Below are 17,874 nucleotides of genomic sequence, written 5' to 3'. Positions count from 1 at the left end.
ATGAACCCTTCCCTCACCCTGTGGGCACGGTGGGCCGTGCTGTCGAAACCCCAGGCCGACAGCAGTGACTACCGCGTCCTGGTGTGCAGCGACGGCCCCTCGGCCGTGGGCTGGTTCGAACGCGTCGTCCGGGACACGCTGTTCGGAACGCCGCCGCCGTGGTCCACGGCGGGACGGCCCGGCGAGACACTGCCGTGGATCTCGTTCGGGGCGTGCGACGCCGGGGCCGCGGGTGCGGGCGGCCGGTGGGTGACGGTCTCCGTGACGGACTGGAACAGTCCCACGGAGGCGACCTGGGACTCCTCCGGCCGGCGCTCCGCCACCACCCGCTGCTTCCTGGTGCCCTACGAGGAGGTGGCCCGGCACGGCGTCGGGCTGGTCTCCCTCTGGAACGCGGTGCGGCCCGTGCGGCTGCCCCCGGAGGCGAGAAAGGACACGGCCCCGGTTCTCCTCACGGCGCAGACCGACCACCTGGAGCGGACCGCGCGGCTGGTGGACGAGCTCGGCTTCCGCTGGGTGGCCGCCACCGCGGCGGCCGCGCTGGAGACGCCGCTGGCCCTGACCGCCCGGGGCGACCGGTTCGCCCTGGGCCGGATCGGCACCATCGACGCGATCGCCTCCCTGCTGCCCTTCGGCCACCGGGCCGCGCTGACCGCGTCGACGTGGGCCCCGGACGCCACGGCGGCCAGTCCGTGGATCTGCTACACGAGGGCGTCCTCGGCGCGGCGGCTCCCGGTCCACGAGGACGTCCCGCCCACACCCGCCGCTCCCCCGGCTCGCGCCCATCTGGCCCGGCTGCAACTGCTGCACGACGAACTCGGCACCCTCGGGCTGCTGCGCGCGCTGGCCGAACGGACCGCGCCCGCGTCGTTGCCCGGCGTCGTCGGCACGCGGCCGGGGACACGGCGCTCCGACCCGTACCCCAAGGACTGATCGATGGAAGCACTGCGAAGAGGCGACCCCGGCCGGCTCGGACGGTTCGGGCTGCTCTCCCGCATCGGCGCGGGCGGCTTCGGCGAGGTGTTCCTCGGGCAGGAGGAGTCGGCCGCGGGCCGGCTCGCGGCGATCAAGCTCATCCGTGCCGACGTCGCCGAGTCGGAGCGGCTGCGGCCGCGGTTCCGCAGCGAGATCGAGGCGGTGAACCGCGCGGGCGGCGAGGGCATACCCGAGCTGCTGGACGCCGACCCGGCGGCCGACCGCCCCTGGCTGGCGACGCGGTACGTCCCGGGCCCCTCGCTGCAACGGCTGGTCGACGACGCCGGTCCGCTGCCCGAGGACACGGTGCTCGCCCTCGGCCGCCGCCTCGCGGGCACCCTGGCCGGCCTGCACAGCGCCGGGCTCTACCACCGGGACATGAAGCCCAGCAACGTCCTGGTCACCAGGAACCGGCCCTGGATCATCGACTTCAGCCTCGTACGGCTGGCCGCCGACCCCAGCCTGACCGTCACCGCGGACGCCATGGGCAGCTTCCAGTACGCCCCGCCCGAACAGGCGGGCGGACTGGGCCGCGCGCAGGGGCCCGCCGACGTGTTCGCCTTCGCCGCGACCCTGTTGTTCGCCGCCACCGGACATCCGCCCTACAGCGGCCGCAACCAGTTCGACATCCGGCTGCGGGCCCTCACCGAACCGCCGGACATCACCGGCGTGCGCGAGGGCCCCCTGCTCGAACTCATCACCGCCTGCCTGCGGTTCACGGACACGGAACGCCCCTCGATGGACCAGGTGCGGGCCACCCTGGCCGACGGGGCGGACACCGGCCACATCCCCTATCCGCCCGCCGCGCGGCGCGTGTTCGAACGGCACCGGGACGGACTGCGCGCCCTTCTCGGGCCGCGGGCCGACCGCCTGGAACGGGAGGAAGCGGACGGACGGGAGCGGCCCGGGAACCGGACCCGGCACGGCCTGCCGGGTCCGGCACCGTCGGCCACCGCGGGCGAGCGGTGGGTGTGGCACTGTCACGACTGGATCCGTGTTCCGCCCTGGCTGCGCGGGAACGTGCTCCTGACCGTCACGGCGTCCGGGATCCTCTACTGGGTGGACTACCGCGACGGGCGGCTCCTGGACCGTATGGAGCTCGGGGCGCCGGTGCGCGGCGGAATGGTCGCGGCGGGCGACGCGGTGGTCCTGGGGACCGCCGACGGAGTGGTGCACCACGTCCGGCCGGAGTCCGGCCGCCTCACGAGCGCACAGCACCCGTTCCCGGCGACCGTGCACGCGGCGGTCTGGTCAGGGGGCCGGGACGGAGCCCCGGAACGGCTCTTCGTCGCCGAGGGGACGGGCGTGCGGATGCTCGACCTCGGGTCCGGGAAGCCTCGTTGGGCCGCCACGGACCTCGGGGCGGTGACGGGACGGCCCCTGCTGACCGGCGCGGCGGTGGTGTTCTGCACCGACCGCGGCTCGGTGCGGAGCCTGCGGACGGACGACGGAAGCCCGCTCTGGGACGCCGGCCTGCGCGCCGTCTCCCCGGCCGGTCCGACGGCCCTCGGCGAGGCCGTGGTCGTCGCGACCGCGGACGGGCGGATCGAGGCCCTGCACCGCGACGTGGGCCACCCCGTCTGGAGGGCGTCGGTGGGCGGCACCGTGCACCTGCCGGCCGTCGCCCGCGCCGGGGCCGTCGTGCTGGCCACCACCGAGGGCGCGGTGACCGCCCTGAACGCCGCGGACGGCAGCGAGCGCTGGACGGTGGCCGCCGGCGACGGCCCGGGTCCACGGGCCCTGGACGTCCTCGCGGACGGCTCGGCGGTGTGCGTCGCCGGCCAGGACGGGATCAGGCTGCTGGACATCGCCGACGGCCGTGAGCGACGGCGCTGGGAGTTGTCCACGGTATCGGCGTTGCGCCCGGTCGAGGGCGGCCTGATCACGGTCGGACTCGACGGCGCGGTGCGCCGGATGACGCTGGACGGCGCGGACCTCCGGGCGGAGTCCGACGCAGTCGATCTCCGTCGAATCAACTGACATACGCATACTTAATATGGCAAATTCCGAAGAAATATGTCATTTCATCAGACGATGACCGGAGATCTCACTACGATCGCTGACGGTCCTCAGCCGCCAGTCCTTCACCGGGAGTTCGGCGCGCCGGTGCAGCCGTGGGGACGCCGGTCCGAGGGGGGAAGCCGTGCACAGCGTTGCGAGGGCGCGCAAGCGCCCGACACCCGCGTCCTGCGGGCGGGGTCAGGCCCTTGGGCGCCGCCCGTGACGAGCGTCCGCCGGGACGGGGCCGAGCTCTTCGAACCGCGGCCCCCGGACGCCGGGGACCGGGACGGCGAGGAATCCGGACGCTGTCCCGTCTGCTGGTCGAGCGGCACGTCCGGACGGTGCGGCACCTGCGGCTGGGAACCGGACGCGGCCACCGGCCCCGACGCGCGGAACGAGGAGATCGCCGCCTGCTGGTCCTGGGACATCGCCGCCGCCGTCCTCGCCTCACGGCACATGGCGGCGAGCGGCACATCGCGCGGCAGGCCGTCGGGCGGCACCGTCGACGTCCGGCTCCGGTCCCTGGTCCGCCGCGCCCCCTCCCGACGGCCGGACCGCGACGTCCGCGTCCTCGGCCCCGACGAGAACCGGGGCAGGCCGCACGGCGGTCTGTCGGGTGCCGTGTCCGTCCTCACCGCGCTCGCGGCCGGCGAGTGCGACGCCGTCTGCGTCCTCGGCATCTCCGCGACCGGTCTGGCCGTACGGGAACTGGGGCGGGACGAGAACGGGACCGGCTGGACCCACGGGCCGGTCGGCGGGGGCACGACCTGGCCGGAGGCCGCCTCCTGGCTGCCCGCCTCCGCGGTGGAACGCGCCTTCGTCCTGGCCGGAGGCATCGGCACGGCACCCCCGTACGGAGTCCGGGGCGTGCGGCGGGCCGCCGATCACGCCTGGGAGCCCGCCATCGACCGGGCCCTGGCCGCGGCGCTGGCACCCCTTCGTGCCGCACGCGCCCAGGCCCGCGCGGTGCCGCTGATCCTCGTCCGCCAGACAGCCGGCTGGCGCTGGCCGGGCCACGCGGCCGAGGCGCTGGCGACCCGGGCGCCCGCGGCGGCCCAGGTGCTGCTCGACGCCTCCGACCCCCGCACCCTGGACGAGATCGTGGCCGAGGCCTGTCATCAGGTACCGCTGCGCCGCGGCTACGCCCTGCTCACCCGGCCCGGCCCGCACGACCGGCGCGGAACCGCGGCCCGCGTCCTCTTCCCCGGCGGCACCACCCTGCCCCGGGAGGGCGAACTGCTGGCCTCCGTGGAGCTGTTGGCGGAACCGGGACAGGCCTCCGGGGTGTACGCCCTGCCGCTCGTCACCACCCGCGGGGACCGCGCCGAGGACTGGCCCGTCCTGCGGACCGGGCGCGCCCGCGTGCGCCCCGGGTCACGGAGCACCGTCACGGTCGCGCTCGACCGCAACGGCCGGCTGCGGTTCACCGAACCGAAGGTGTTCACCGAGGAACGGGGCAAGGACACGCTGCCGTTCCCGGCCGGCCCCGCACCGCACCGCTCCGGTACCGCCGATCTGTTGCTGCTGCTCGAACTCGGCGGCGAACGCGCCGAGTTCGAGACGCGTGCGGGCTTTCTGCGCGCCCTGCTCCAGCAGGTCGACGGCGCCTGGCGACAGCACCGGGACGGCGAGGTCCCCCATGGCGGGACGCCGGGAAATCTGCGGGTCGGACTCATCGGCTACGAGGACCACACCTTCCTGCCCGCGCGCGCCTCGACGGCCGTCAACGTGCTCAGACCCTGGGGTCCCGGCTCCGCGGGGGCCGCCGCCGAGGCCGTCCGCCTGTTCGCCCCGCGCCCCGTACGACACGACTACGCGGCCCCGCTGGAGGACGCCCTGCATGCCGCGGCGCACTGGCGGCACTGGCGGGACGGTGCCCGGCAGGTCCTGGTCGTGCTGGCCCGACGGCCGCCCCATCCGGTACGCCAGCAGGCCGACCTCAGTCTGCCCTGCCCCGACGGACGCGACTACGAGAAGTCCCTGGACCGTCTGCGGTCGGAGACCTGCCCCGGCCTGACCCTCGTCGGCGTGCGCCAGCCGGCCGTCGGCAGCTCCGGACACTGGCGCCCCAAGACCCTCGAACGACTGCAGAAGACGTGGCGCGGCCTCGGTCGCGACCACCTCTTCGCCCTCGGGACCCACACCCCGGAAGATGTCGCCCTCTGTGTCAGCAGCGCCCTGGGCCGCCCCGCCGAGGCGCCCGGGCTGCTGACCGATCCCGGCGGCCGACGTTCCCCCGTGCCGCACGGCTTCGGCCCTTCGCCGGCACGACTCAGCCTGAAGGACAGTGAGCACGATGACTGAAGACGAGTCGGACAAGACCCGGTTCCCACCGGCTCTCATGCCACCGAACCTCTTCGGGGAACCCGTCGAGGACGACGGAGCGGAACAGATCTGGCGGGCCGATGCCTCTCCCGACCCGACCGAGCACAGCATCCGCGACCCGGCGCCCGTCGTCCCCGAGCCCCCCGCCGCCCGGCAGCAGGACGGCACGACCCGTATCGGGGTGTGGGGTTCCCCGGCCTCGGGCAAGACCACGTTCCTGGGGGCCCTGCGGCTGGCGGCGCTCGACCCGGACGGACCGTTCGGCCGCTGGCAGGTGGTGCCGTCGGACGACGCCTCGGAGGCCTTCCTGGTGGAGACCTCCCGGCAGTTGGCCATCGATCGGGTCTTCCCCCCGGCGACCCAGCAGGTCCGGTCCTACGCCTGGCGGTTCCGCGGGGATGTCAGCGGCACCCCCTTCGGCAGACGCAGGCTCTGGCGCGCGCGGCCCTCGCACCGGATGGAGTTCGACCTGAGCGTCCTGGACGTGCCCGGCGGCGCGTACGAGGACCTCAGGGGCGGCGCCATCGCCACCCGCAGCATCGAGCACCTGGCCCAGGCCCAGGGCCTCGTCTATCTCTTCGACCCGCTGCGGGAGGCCCAGGACAGCGACTCCTTCGCCTACCTCAACGGAACGCTCACCCGGATCACCCGCATCTGCATGGAGGAGAACCGGCTGGACGGCCCCTACCTGCCGCACCACATCGCCGTCTGCCTGACGAAGTTCGACGACCCGGAGGTCTTCGACCGGGCCCGGCGCGGCGGCTGGACCGACCTGGGCCGCAACGGTGTGCCCGTGGTGTCCGACCCGGCCGGTTTCTTCGACTGGCTGGCCGGCGACCTGCACGGCAGCACCATGCGGCTGGTGGGACAGACCCTGCGCGCCAACTTCCATCCGTCGCGCATCCACTACTTCACCACCTCCGCGATCGGATTCGGCACCATGCCGGGCGGTTCGATCGACCTCAAGCGGTTCGGCAACGTCAACGTCGTCGACGGGAACTACCGCATCGTGGGTCCGCTCAGCCCGTACAACGTCATGGACCCGCTCGTGGCCCTGCTGCTCGGCATGCGGGACGGGGTACGCGTATGAACGACGTGTTCGCCGTGAAGGCACCGTGGGCCTGGTACAGCAAAAGGCCCGGCTCACTGGGCGAGTACGACGTGCTGCACTGCGCCGGGGGAGCCGAACGGCGTGGCTTCTTCGCCCACTACATCACCGACGCGGGCCTCGGCAATCCGCCCTCGTCGAGCGCCCTGCACGACCGGCTGCCGTGGGTCTCCATGAGGGGGCTGCGTTTCCCCGAGGGACAGTGGACCGGCATCTCGGTGATGGAGTCCTCGGCACTGCGGGACGGCGCGAACCGGGAGGTCACCCCGACCCGCTACTTCCTGCTGAACTCCCCCGACCTGGCTTTCCACCGAGTGGAGTACGTGACCCTGTGGGACGCCGTGGCGAACGTGCGGCTGCCCCCGGAGCACGACGACAGCATCCCGCTGCGGGTCGCCGCGCAGTCCGGCCACGGACTGCTCACCGGGCTGGACACCGTCGCCGGCCACGTGCCCGGCATCCACGCCGGGACGGAGGACGACCGGCGGCACGCGGCGGCCGCGCTGTGGGCCGCCGCCGTGTCGGCCCTCCTCCTCGGCGGCGCACGTGTCGTCATCACCGGCGGCGGCTCGCTCGACACCAGGACCCGGCTGGCCGTCTTCGACGCCGTCGCCGGTTTCCTGCCGTACGGGGTGCGCAGCGGACTGGCCGTGGGCAGCTGCATCGACGGCGGCGACCATCCGCCCACCCACCTGGCCTTCGGGCCGGGGCACACCCCGGACGCCACCGTCGTGCGGCTGGGCGCCCTCCCGCCCGTGCCCGAAGGCCGGCCCGACCAGTACCGGCGCCGCCTGGCCCATCTGATCGGGGAACAGGGTTTCCGGGCGGTCGCCGGCAGTCTGCTGTCCTACGACGATCCCGTCCCCCTGTCCGACCACGACGGCATCCTGCGCTGCCTGGACCGGTTGGACCCGTTCCAGGTGGCGGTGAACGCGGTGGAGGCCGGCCACGAGTCGGTCCACATGGTCGCCGAGGGACTCAACAGCCTGACGGGCAACGCCGGTCAGGACTCCGCCGACGTGCAGCGGCTCGTCCGGCGCGGGATCGACTACGTGGTCGAGGACACCGCCCGGGAGATGGACGACACGATGCGGCGTCTGTGGGTGGACGAGGGCAACGGGCCCCTGGTGTCCACGTGCGTGGCGGACAGCCTGCTGAGCGTCGCCCTGAGCGTCGTCACCTCCGGCACGGACAGTTCGTCCTGCCGTTCGCGGCTGACCCGCCTGTGGCAGATGGTGGAGGACTGCGGCAAGGAGGCCGAGGTCCTGCGGCTGCTCTCCCACGGCGGGGAGTCCGAAGCGGACCAGCGGCTGCCGGTCGTGGTCGACTGCCTCTGCTTCCTGGGACCGGCCAAGGTGGTCGGGGACGGTTTCGCCGTCGCGCGGGCGCTGTGGGAGGCGCCGCGGCTCGCCCTGGCGGTACTCGCCAGGGAATCGGTCTCCCCGGTCAGGCTCCGGCAATGGCTGGACGCCATGGCCGTGAGCGAGAGCGCGGCCCCGGCCTGGTTACGGGCATGGGCGGTCCTGCTGCCCGGCGCGGAGGAGTGCTCGGCTTTCGTCGAACCGCGTCCGACGCCGCTGGACGCCCTGTACGTGCTCTCCGCCACCGTCGGCGCGGGACGGCCGGACCTGACCGCCGAGACCGTCCGGGGTCTGTGGGGCCCGCTTCGCACGCTGGCCCTCGGTTCGCGCCACACGGGACCCGCCGGCGAGAACGGACGGGACGGGGGGACGTTCACACTCCCCTTCCGCAACCGCGGAGGGACGCGGAACCCGTCCCCGCCGGACGAGGCGGAGGAGAAGGGGGCGCAGGCACTCGCGGACCTGCTCACCGCGGACGTCTGGCAGGACTGCCGGGCGTGGGCCGACGTCCTGTGCTGCCTCGTAGGGCTACCGGCCGCCGGCCCGGAATGGCGCGCGGAGGCGTGCCTCGCCTACGCGCGGAGCCTGGACTTCATGCTCCGGGACAAATGGCTGCACCCCTGTCTGGACCTGCTGCTGGAGGAACTCGCCCGGCCGGTGCTCGCCGACCCCTGGGGCAAGGAGGGCGAGCCCGTCGTGCTGGCGGCCCTCCAAGCGGCGCCGGCCCCGAAAGCCGTGGCGGAGCTGCGCCGACGGGTGGTCGCGCGGGAGGACCGGATCCGGCGGGAGCGATGGGAAACCGAGGAGGCCGCCGCCCGTGCCGCCGAGGCACGGCGCAGGGAGGAACTGCAGGCGACCGCCCTGACGCAACGGCCGTTCCGGTCCGCGCCCCGGCCCGGCCCGGACCCTCTCGCCGCGGGAGCGCACATGGCCGGCGGGGGCTCCGGACACGGGCACGGGCACGTCCTCGGCCCCGGCGCGGAACCGGCCCCCGACGCCCTCGACCACAAGCGGCACGGCGAACGGCCGCGGGACCCGAACACCCCGATGGAAAAGCTCGCCCTTTCCGTGCGCCAGTCCTTCCCGGCGCGCGACATCGCGGCGATGTGGGCCCCCTACGCCCTCCAGCTGGAGACCCAGGACGGCCGCCAGGCCCTCGAACTGGCGGGGCACTGGTGGGAGAAGGCCCTGAACGAGGATCGCGAGGCGCTCTTCGAACACCTGGAGCGCATGCTCACCGAACAGCTGCACAGCGTCGGCGCCGCAGCGGACGCGCTGCACGACATCCGGCGGCTGATCGTGGCCGGCCGGGCCTCCGGCCCCGGCGGCGGCGGATGGCGAGCCAAAACGATCCTCAGACAGACGAAGAGGGACCTGAGACGGCGGCGCTCCCGCGTGCGTGAACTCCGCAGGGTACGGCTGCTGTCCTTTCTCAACCTGGCCTCGGGAAAGCCGCGCAGGCACAAGAAGCAGTGGAGAAAAGGAAGCAGCCAATGACGAACGACAACCGGCGCGGAGCACCCCGGCGCGCCCTGACAGCCCTCCTGGCCACAGGCCTCCTCGCGCTGGGGCCCTGTCCGTCCGCCCGGGCAGCCGACTCCGTCGGCCTGGAATCCTTCCTGGACACGGTCGTCAGCCCCCGGGGAGCGAGCTACGCGGTGCTCGTCGACACCTCGCAGTCCATGGCCGCCGACGGTTCCTACGACAAGGTCCGCGCGGTGCTCCCGACCTTCCTGAAGTCGCTCCGTTCCAAGGACCGTGTCTGCCTGATCCCCTTCAGCGACGGCGCCCGCGCCTGCGAGATGGTCTCCCGGGACGAGGCCCTGAACGAGGTCGACGACGTCCTGCCCGCGCGCCCGGACGGACCCGCCTCCAATTTCGGACGCGCCTTCGAACAGGCTCTGGACGGGCTGCAGCGCACGGACACCGACGTCTGCGGGGTGCTGCTGCTGTCCGACGCCGAGTTGGAGGCGCCGGACGATCCTCGCTACCGCGACTTCGGCGCGAGCGGCTGGTCGGCCCTGCGCAAACAGGCCTCCGGCCTGCCGGCGGACCGGTCCCTGACGGGCTACGGCATCTCCCTGGCGCCCGGGGCCGACGTGAAGAACGTACTGGCCAAGGTCTTCCCCAGCTACCGGATGCTGGACACGTCGGGCAGCCGGATCAGCGCGGCCATGACGGAGGCCCAGGACGACACCCGCCTGCGGCAGGCCGCCCTGTCCGTGGCCGGCGACAGGGGCAGGGGGATCAGCGTCTCCTGGCCCGGCACCCGAAAGGGCGGGCCGGTGCCCGCCGCGTCGGACATCCGGGTGAGGCTCACGGCGTCCACGAAGGCGCTGCCCGTACGACTCACCGACCTCCGGGTCTCGGGTCTGCCCGACGGGGTCGCCCTCGCCTCCGGGCTGCCCGACTCGGTCGAACTCGGGCCGGGCGAGTCCCGGGACCTCGATCTCTCGGTGCGCTCGGCCACGGCACATCGCAAGGGCTGGACGAGCGGCCTCGGGCCCGAGACGTGGAGTCTTTCCGTGACGGGCAGGGTGAGTACGCCCCTGGCCGCGGCGGCCCGGCGCTACGTCGGCGAGGACGTCCGTCTCGCCGGCCGTCCGCTCGGCGATCCCGTGACCGTCGGGGGAACGGCGCGGACCTCCGTCGATCCGCTGCGGTGGGGCGTCCTGTCGGCCGCTCTCCTGGCGGCCCTGGTCCCGTACGGCCTCTGGCTGCTGCGGCGGCACCGTCCGGTGCTGGGAACGGTCTCCGCCGATGCGGTCGACGCCCGGCAGCCCCTGCAGATCCCCCTGCAGGGACGCCGTGAGGTCACGGCCGACCTCTCCTCCCTGCTGGAGAGCACCGGGACGGTGCGCATCAAGAGCGTGCCGGGCCCGCTGGGCCAGCAGCCCCCCATCCGTCTGCGCTGCCGCACGGCCGACCGGCCGGAACGCGAGATCATCTGCCCTCCCGGCCAGACCGTTCTGCTGTGCGGAATCGAGTTCCACTACGACTCGCTGCCCGCTCAGCGCCTGTGATCCGAGGAGCGGTTCGCCGGCCCGGGCCTCTTGGGCGGCGGACACGGCAAAGGGCCTCCGACCTGTGTCGGAGGCCCTTTGCCGGGCAAAGCCGCAGTCTGCGGCAGACGAGTCGGGCTGTACGCCGGGTTCTGTCGCCCGGTCGCCTCGCGGCGGCCGGGGAGACGGCCATCCATCTAGGGCCGGCGTTGCCGCCGGCCTCGTGCGGTCTACCCGCGAACTCGGGCGAGCAGCCCTCGAACGTTCGCGCAGAGCCGCCTTCTCCTGCGAGAGAGCGGCTCCTCTTGACCTTGCTCCGGGTGGGGTTTACCTAGCCGCCTGAGTCGCCTCAGGCGCTGGTGGTCTCTTACACCACCGTTTCACCCTTACCGGGAACCGGAGTTCTCGGCGGTCTACTTTCTGTGGCACTGTCCCGCGGGTCACCCCGGGTGGCCGTTAGCCACCACCCTGCCCTGTGGAGCCCGGACGTTCCTCGGGAAGGTCCACAAGGACCTCCACGCGGCCGTCCGCCCGGCTCGTCTGCCGTGCCGACCATGGTACCGGGCGGGCGGGACGCCGGGGACCGGCGGTCGCCGTGGCCAGGACGGAGCCCGCCAGGATGAGGGCGAAGGCGGCGAGGATCCCGGGAGTCAGGCGTTCGTCCAGGAAGAGGGCGCCCGCGGCGACCGCCACCGCCGGGTTGACGTACGTGATCACCGTCGCCCGGGTCGGGCCCGCCTCCTTGATCAGTTCCAGGAAGGCCACGAAGGCGACGGCCGTGCAGATGACGCCGAGGCCCGCGAGGGAGGCCAGGACCTGTCCGGAAGGTATCGCCTCCGGCCGGGTGAAGGCCGCCGCGGGGGCGTAGACGAGCGCCGCCAACGCCAGGCAGGGGGCCGTCAGATGGAGCGAGGGGACGTCCTTGAGGCGGCGGGCGACGATGAGCGGCGCGGTGGCGTAGCCGACGACCGTCAGCAGCACCTCGACCAGCGACCGGGCGTCGCCGCCGGTCAGATGCGGTGCCGTGAGGACCGCGACTCCGGCCAGGCCGAGGGCGAGGCCCGTGACGCGCCGGGCGCCGAGCCGTTCCGTGTCGCCGAGGAAGCGGGCCGCGGCGACGCCGACGATCGGCACACCGGCGATCAGCAGGCCCGCGGTGGAGCTGGACAGACGGCGCTCGGCGTCCGTGAGGGTCCACCAGGGGACCATGATCTCGATGACCGCGAAGGCCAGCATCGGGCGCCAGTGGGCCCGTACGGTCCCGGCCAGGCCGCCCTGGCGGATCGCGAAGGGGAGCAGCAGCGCGGCGCCGACCGCGCAGCGTGTGAACACCACCACCGACGGGGACACCTCGTCCACCGCCACTTTGATCATCAGATAGGGGATGCCCCAGATCACTCCCATCAGGGAGAACAGAAACCAGCCGCGTGCAGTCATGCGGGCAGTCTCGGACACCTCCCCGCGGTGCGTCTTGAACGCTGTTGCGCTCCGGCGACCGGGCCGGGGCCCCTACCGCAACGGGTCCAGGGACGGGGACGAGAACGGAGGCGAGGACGGGAGCACGCTCGCGCGGTACGCGGCCGGCGTCACGCCGAGCACGCGGCGGAACCAGCGGGTCAGATGCGCCTGGTCGGCGAAGCCCACGAGTCCGGCGACCTCGGCGGGGCGCAGTCCGGACTCCAGGAGCCGGCGGGCCCGGTTCACCCGGTGCTGGGCCAGCCAGGCGTACGGCGGTATCCCCGTCGTCGTACGGAAGGCGCGCAGGAGCTGGTAGCGGGACAGTCCGAGGTCCGTGGCGAGGGAGGCGAGGGAGGGCGGCGCCTGGAGCTCGCCGGCCAGGCGGTCCCGTACGGCGTCGGCTATGCGCGCGGCGCCGGGGACCTCGTCGCGGTCCGGACGGGCCGTGGAGTGGCGCCGGGTCAGCGCGGCGAGCAGCCACGGGAGGCGGGACTCGGCCTCCAGCGGGTCCGGGCAGACGCTCAGTTCCGTGTGCGCGGCGCGCAGCGCGGCGGCGAGTCCGGGGTCGTCGAGCAGCGGTTCCCGGAAGTGCGGGATGCCGCCGACGGCCCCCTCGGAGAGCAGGGACGGCTCCGCGTACAGGGCCCGGTAGGCGTAGCCGTCGCAGGCGGCGGGACCGCCGGTGTGCATCTCGCCGGGGGCCAGTACGACGATGGAGCCCGGGCCGGTGCGGATGTGGCCGCCGCGGTAGCCGATGAGCTCCGAGCCGCCGACGCTGACGCCGATGGTGAACTCGTCGTGGGTGTGCGGGGCGTAGCGGTGCCGGTCGAAGCGCGCGGTCAGCAGGTCCAGGGGCCGGCCGTCCCGGCCGAGGACGGTCCGGGTCCAGCGGGCCTCCTCCTTCGCGGAGTGCCGCGAGGGCCGGCGCCGTACGGTCCCGGCCGTCGCCTCTCCCCCTCCGGTCATGACCGTCCCTCCCCCTCGCCACCGTGGCCGGACGCGCTCGCCGTGCCCGCTCTACGGGGCAACACCCGCGGCCCCCCTTTTCATGCCGGAGGCCGTCGCCCGATCAGACGGGTTCGAACTGCGCCTTCGCGGTTCCCGGGTCCGCCCGGGTGAGCCGGACCCGCAGGTGTTCGCCCAGGGGCAGCCCGGTCGTCCCGCCCGAGATCCGGGCGAAGACCGCCGGGGACTCCAGTTGCACGGTCCCGACCGTGGGGTCGTGTTCCTGTACGTCCACCACGCAGGCCTCGAAGATCTCACCGACGCGGTCCTTGAGGAGTGCGGCCTCCACGATGTCGACACACTCGCGCTCGACGGTGCCGGCCCGCCTGCTGCCCTCGGCCATCTCCTTGGGCAGGGCGTCGAGGGCCGCGAGGACCCACTCGGGGGTCGGCAGACCGGCGGCGGCCGCGAGGCAGATCTCCGAGGCGTAGCGGTCGGCGAGCCGGCGCAGCGGGGCCGTGCAGTGGGCGTAGGGCGCGGCGACGGCGGCGTGCGCGGTGACCTCGGGCAGCGCCCCGTCCCGGAAGACGGTGTATCCGGCGCCGCGCAGCAGGGTCGTGCACTCCTGGAGGAAGGCTGCGTGGTGCGGCCGGTGCGGGTCGAGGGAGCGGACGAGCCGGGCGTACGAGACGTGGTGCGGCCAGTCGATGCGCAGGGCCAGAGCGGTACGGCGCAGCCGTCCGACCGCCCCGTCCGGCGCCGCGGGCAGTGTCCGCAGCACTCCCGTGCCGTGGTCGAGCATCAGCTCGGCCGCCGCCATACCGGTGAGCAGGGAGATCTGCGCGTTCCAGCCGTCGGCGGGCAGCGGGGCCCGGTAGGCGAGTTCGTACGTCCCGTCCTTCTCGACGATCTCCTGCTCGGGCACGTTGAGCGAGATGCCGCCGCGCTCGGCCTCCAGGGCCTCGCGCAGGGTGCCGACCTCCTTGAGCAGAGCGAGCGGTTCCTCCGCCGTTCCCGTGTCGATCCGGTGTTGCACGGTCGCGTAGTCCAGTCTTGCGCGGCTGCGGACCAGGGCACGGCGGACGTCGACGATGTCCGTACGGCCGTCCGGGCCGAGGTCGATCGTCCACAGGACGGCCGGGCAGGTCTGGCCCGGGAGGAGGCTCGCGACGCCTTCGGAGAGCGCGGGCGGGTGGAGGGGGATCTTCCCGTCGGGGAAGTAGAGCGTCATCACGCGCCGGTGCGCCTCGGCGTCCAGGGCTCCGCCGGGCGCCACGAAGGCGGCGACGTCGGCGATGGCGTACTGGACGCGGTAGCCGCCCCGTTCGCGGCGTGACAGGTGCATCGCCTGGTCGAGGTCCTCGGACGTCGGCGGGTCGATGGTGAAGAGGGGGATGTCCGTCGCGTCGTACGCGGGCAGGCGGGCCGGCCGCCCGGCCTCGGCGAGGACGTCGGCCGGGAAACTCCCGGGGACGCCGAGCTCGGTCCGCAGCGCGCGCAGAGCGGCTCGCAGCGGGGCCTGCGGGGCACCGGTGACGCGGACGTGACGGCGAGGCATGGGTCGAGCGTAGGCCGGGGCCAACCGTTGAGCACGCGGAGCGGGGCGCCCTCCGGGCGAGGGGACCGGGTCGCGCCTGCCGCGCCGGGCCGGTTCCGCGTGGCGGGCGCGTGGCGTGGGTCCGGCAGGCCCGGGAGGGTCCGGGGACCGGCAGGCCGGGCACGCCCGTCCCGGGGGGAACGGTGGGCCGGGCCCGCCCGGCGGAGTCCGGCGGAGTTCGGTGGGCCCGCGGAGTTCGGTGGGCCGCGCAGGCCCTACGGGCGCGGGGCCGGGCGGGAAGGTGGTCCGTGCGTACGCCGTAGGCTTGCGGCGGTCCGCATCCACCGTGAGGAGATCCAACCGTGCTCGTGCTGCTGCCGCCCTCCGAGGGCAAGGCACCCTCCGGCCGGGGAACCGCGCTCAAGCCGGAGTCGTTGTCCCTGCCCGGTCTCGCGGAGGCCCGTCAGGCGGTCCTCGACGAGCTGGTCGAGCTGTGCGTGGCCGACGAGGAGAAGGCCCGCGAGGTGCTCGGGCTGAGCGAGGGCCTGCGGGGCGAGATCGCGAAGAACACGGAACTGAGGACCGCGGGCACGCGCCCGGCCGGGGAGATCTATACCGGGGTCCTGTACGACGCCCTGGACCTGGCCTCGCTGGACACCGCGGCCAAGCGGCGCGCGGGCCGTTCGCTGCTCGTCTTCTCCGGGCTGTGGGGCGCGGTGCGGGTGACCGACCGGATCCCCTCGTACCGCTGCTCTATGGGCGTGAAGCTGCCGGGCCTCGGAGCCCTGGGCGCGCACTGGCGTACGCCGATGGCCGCCGCGCTCCCCGAAGCGGCCGGCGACGGGCTCGTGCTGGACCTGCGGTCCTCGGCGTACACCGCGGCGTGGAAGCCCCAGGGCGAGGTGGCGGGGCGGACGGCGACCGTACGGGTGCTGCACGCACAGCTGGTGGACGGGGTCGAGAGGCGTTCCGTCGTCAGCCACTTCAACAAGGCGACCAAGGGCCGGATCGTCCGCGGCCTGCTCACCGCGAACGCCGCGCCGAAGAACCCGGCGGAGCTGGTGGAGGCGCTGCGGGATCTCGGGTACACGGTGGAGGCGGAGGCCCCGGGCCGGGCGGGCAGGCCGTGGGCGCTCGACGTGGTGGTGAGGGAGATCCACTGATCGGGCTCCGCCGATCGGCCTCCGCCGAGGCGTGCCCTCGAGGGGCCTCCGCACCGGCGTTGCAGCATATGCAATGACCTTTGCGCATGTTGCGCACCCCGGGCAGGATGAGGGCATGACTTCGTCGTCGCCCTCGCCTTCGCACGCCTCCGTCCTGGATCTCGCGCCCGTCGTCCCCGTCGTCGTGGTCGCGGACGTCTCCGACGCGGTGCCGCTGGCGCGGGCCCTCGTCGCCGGCGGACTGCCCGCGATCGAGGTGACGCTGCGGACCCCGGCGGCACTCGACGCGATCCGGGCCATCGCGACCGAGGTTCCGGACGCGGTGGTGGGCGCGGGCACGGTCCTGACGCCGGAGCACGTGGCCGGGTCGGTGGCGGCGGGCGCCCGTTTCCTGGTCAGCCCCGGCTGGACGGACGGGCTGCTGGACGCGATGAAGGCCTCCGGGGTGCCGTTCCTGCCGGGGGTGTCCACGACCTCCGAGGTGGTGGCGCTGCTGGAACGGGGGGTGCGCGAGATGAAGTTCTTCCCCGCGCAGGCGGCGGGCGGCACGGCCTACCTGAAGTCGCTGGCGGGGCCGCTCCCGCAGGCGCGCTTCTGCCCGACGGGGGGCATCGGCCCCGAGTGCGCGCCCGACTACCTCTCGCTCCCCAACGTGGGCTGTGTGGGCGGCAGTTGGATGATCCCGGCCGACGCGGTCGCCGCGCGGGACTGGCGCCGGGTGGAGGACCTGGCACGGGCGGCGTCGGCACTGCGGCGGTAGCCGCGGCCCGTCCCGTCCCAGCTCGGCTCGGCTCGGCTCGGCTCGGCTCGGACGGCCCGCCCCGCTCGGCTCGGCTCGGACGGCCCCGCCCCGCCCCGCTCAGCTCAGCTCAGCTCAGCTCAGCCCACAATGCCTCGCCCCGGTGCTCAGCTCACGCGGATGACCACCTTCCCGAAGGCCGCGCCGCTCTCGTAGTACCGGAACGCCTCCCGCACCTCGTCGAAGCCGAGGACGCGGTCCACGACCGGGCGGGTGCCGTGCAGTTCGAGCGCCCTGTTCATGGACTCGAAGTGCGCGCGGCTGCCCACGAAGACCCGGCGGACCGTGGCCAGACTCGCCGCGTACGCCGCGTTGGAGATCTCGATCCCGGACCCGCGCCCGTTGCCGGTGATCAGGAGCACGATCTGGCCGTGGAGCGCGGCGGCGCGCACCGACTGCTCGATGGTGTCGGGCCCGTTGGTCTCCACGACGAGGTCGGCGCCGCGACCGCCGGTCAACTCCCTGACAGCGCGCCCCCATTCGGGGTTCTCGACATAGTCGACGACGTGGTCCGCGCCGAGAGCCTTGAGGCGGTCCGCCTTGGCCTCGCTCGATGTCGTCGCGATCACCTCGGCACCCAGCGTCTTGGCGAACTGCACGGCGAAGAGGGACAGCGCCCCGGTGCCGAGGGTGAGCACGGTCTGGCCCGGGGTGAGCGGCTCGCCGCCCGTCAGACAGTGCCAGGCGGTCACCCCTGCGCAGGGCAGGCAGGCCGCCTCCTCCCAGGTCAGATGGCCAGGAACGCGCACGGCGGCCTCCTGGCCCAGGCAGGCGTACTCGGTCAGCATGCCGTCGAGGGTGGCGCCCGGCTGGTCGAAGCGGTCCGGGGTGATCCGGCCGTCCAGCCAGTTCGGGAAGTACGTGCCGGCCACCCGGTCGCCCACCGCGAACCGGGTCACCTCCGGCCCCACCGCGACGACCTCCCCCGCTCCGTCGCTCAGCGGGATCACGTCCGGCACGGCCTTCAGGGGATAGGTCCCCCTCAGGATCAGCAGGTCCCGCTTGTTGAGGGAGGCCGCACGGACGCGGACGAGGATCTCGCGGGGCCCCGGCTCCGGGCGGGCCGACTCACGCGGCACGATCCCGTCGACGGTGCCGGGCGTCTCGAGGTGGTAGGCACGCATGTCCGCTCCCCGGGTGGGCTCCTGAGTGGTCGCGTCCATGCTGGCGGGAGCGGATGTCCCGCTCAATTCCCGGCGG

Annotated in this window: 11 protein-coding genes, 1 other RNA gene and 1 pseudogene; 8 read left to right on the top strand and 5 right to left on the bottom strand. The window is 73.9% G+C overall.

Features of this window, described 5'->3' with window-relative positions; translation table 11 throughout:
• From ACFYW9_RS16615 to ACFYW9_RS16590, 6 genes are all read left to right on the top strand, one after another.
• Positions 1–933 (top strand): hypothetical protein, encoded by a 933-nt coding sequence (locus ACFYW9_RS16615; protein WP_389150240.1) that lies wholly within the window; start codon positions 1–3, stop codon positions 931–933.
• 3 nt (positions 934–936) lie between these two features.
• Positions 937–2,955: a PQQ-binding-like beta-propeller repeat protein gene (locus tag ACFYW9_RS16610; RefSeq protein ID WP_389150237.1), complete on the top strand. Its 2,019-nt coding sequence runs from the start codon at positions 937–939 to the stop codon at positions 2,953–2,955.
• 240 nt (positions 2,956–3,195) lie between these two features.
• The gene (locus tag ACFYW9_RS16605; RefSeq protein WP_389150234.1) at positions 3,196–5,280 is read left to right on the top strand and encodes a hypothetical protein; all 2,085 of its coding nucleotides are present in this window, start codon (positions 3,196–3,198) and stop codon (positions 5,278–5,280) included.
• Positions 5,273–6,391: a hypothetical protein gene (locus ACFYW9_RS16600; RefSeq protein ID WP_389150231.1), complete on the top strand. Its 1,119-nt coding sequence runs from the start codon at positions 5,273–5,275 to the stop codon at positions 6,389–6,391. Before ACFYW9_RS16605 ends, ACFYW9_RS16600 begins: the two co-directional genes overlap by 8 nt.
• Positions 6,388–9,267 carry a hypothetical protein gene (locus ACFYW9_RS16595; RefSeq protein ID WP_389150228.1) on the top strand — a complete coding sequence of 960 codons (2,880 nt, stop codon included), beginning with the start codon at positions 6,388–6,390 and terminating at the stop codon, positions 9,265–9,267. The genes ACFYW9_RS16600 and ACFYW9_RS16595 overlap by 4 nt, the downstream gene beginning before the upstream one ends.
• Positions 9,264–10,793 (top strand): VWA domain-containing protein, encoded by a 1,530-nt coding sequence (locus ACFYW9_RS16590; RefSeq protein WP_389150225.1) that lies wholly within the window; start codon positions 9,264–9,266, stop codon positions 10,791–10,793. The genes ACFYW9_RS16595 and ACFYW9_RS16590 overlap by 4 nt, the downstream gene beginning before the upstream one ends.
• A gap of 104 nt (positions 10,794–10,897) precedes the next feature.
• Here the strand turns inward: ACFYW9_RS16590 and rnpB are convergent.
• From rnpB to ACFYW9_RS16570, 4 genes and pseudogenes are all read right to left on the bottom strand, one after another.
• Positions 10,898–11,311: RNase P RNA component class A (gene rnpB, locus ACFYW9_RS16585), an RNA gene on the bottom strand.
• Between the two features lie 70 nt (positions 11,312–11,381).
• Positions 11,382–12,146 (bottom strand): annotated as a pseudogene (locus ACFYW9_RS16580) (DMT family transporter); the annotation flags it as partial.
• 135 nt (positions 12,147–12,281) lie between these two features.
• Positions 12,282–13,196, bottom strand: coding sequence for an AraC family ligand binding domain-containing protein (locus ACFYW9_RS16575; protein WP_389150222.1), 915 nt, complete (start codon positions 13,194–13,196; stop codon positions 12,282–12,284).
• A 103-nt stretch (positions 13,197–13,299) separates the two neighbouring features.
• Positions 13,300–14,733 carry an RNB domain-containing ribonuclease gene (locus tag ACFYW9_RS16570; RefSeq protein WP_389150219.1) on the bottom strand — a complete coding sequence of 478 codons (1,434 nt, stop codon included), beginning with the start codon at positions 14,731–14,733 and terminating at the stop codon, positions 13,300–13,302.
• A gap of 341 nt (positions 14,734–15,074) precedes the next feature.
• Between ACFYW9_RS16570 and yaaA the strand changes: the two genes are divergently transcribed.
• Positions 15,075–15,875: a peroxide stress protein YaaA gene (yaaA, locus tag ACFYW9_RS16565; protein ID WP_351864884.1), complete on the top strand. Its 801-nt coding sequence runs from the start codon at positions 15,075–15,077 to the stop codon at positions 15,873–15,875.
• A gap of 115 nt (positions 15,876–15,990) precedes the next feature.
• Entirely contained in the window at positions 15,991–16,635 is a 645-nt protein-coding gene (gene eda / locus ACFYW9_RS16560; RefSeq protein ID WP_389150215.1) for a bifunctional 4-hydroxy-2-oxoglutarate aldolase/2-dehydro-3-deoxy-phosphogluconate aldolase, read from the top strand.
• A gap of 146 nt (positions 16,636–16,781) precedes the next feature.
• Here the strand turns inward: eda and ACFYW9_RS16555 are convergent, their stop codons facing one another.
• Positions 16,782–17,798, bottom strand: coding sequence for an NAD(P)-dependent alcohol dehydrogenase (locus tag ACFYW9_RS16555; RefSeq protein WP_389150212.1), 1,017 nt, complete (start codon positions 17,796–17,798; stop codon positions 16,782–16,784).
• Positions 17,799–17,874: the final 76 nt, after the last annotated feature.

It is taken from the genome of Streptomyces sp. NPDC002698 (genome assembly GCF_042888945.1).
Lineage (GTDB): Bacteria > Actinomycetota > Actinomycetes > Streptomycetales > Streptomycetaceae > Streptomyces.
The sequence above is the reverse complement of the archived record's forward strand: the minus strand, read 5'-3'. Positions and strand labels throughout refer to the sequence as shown.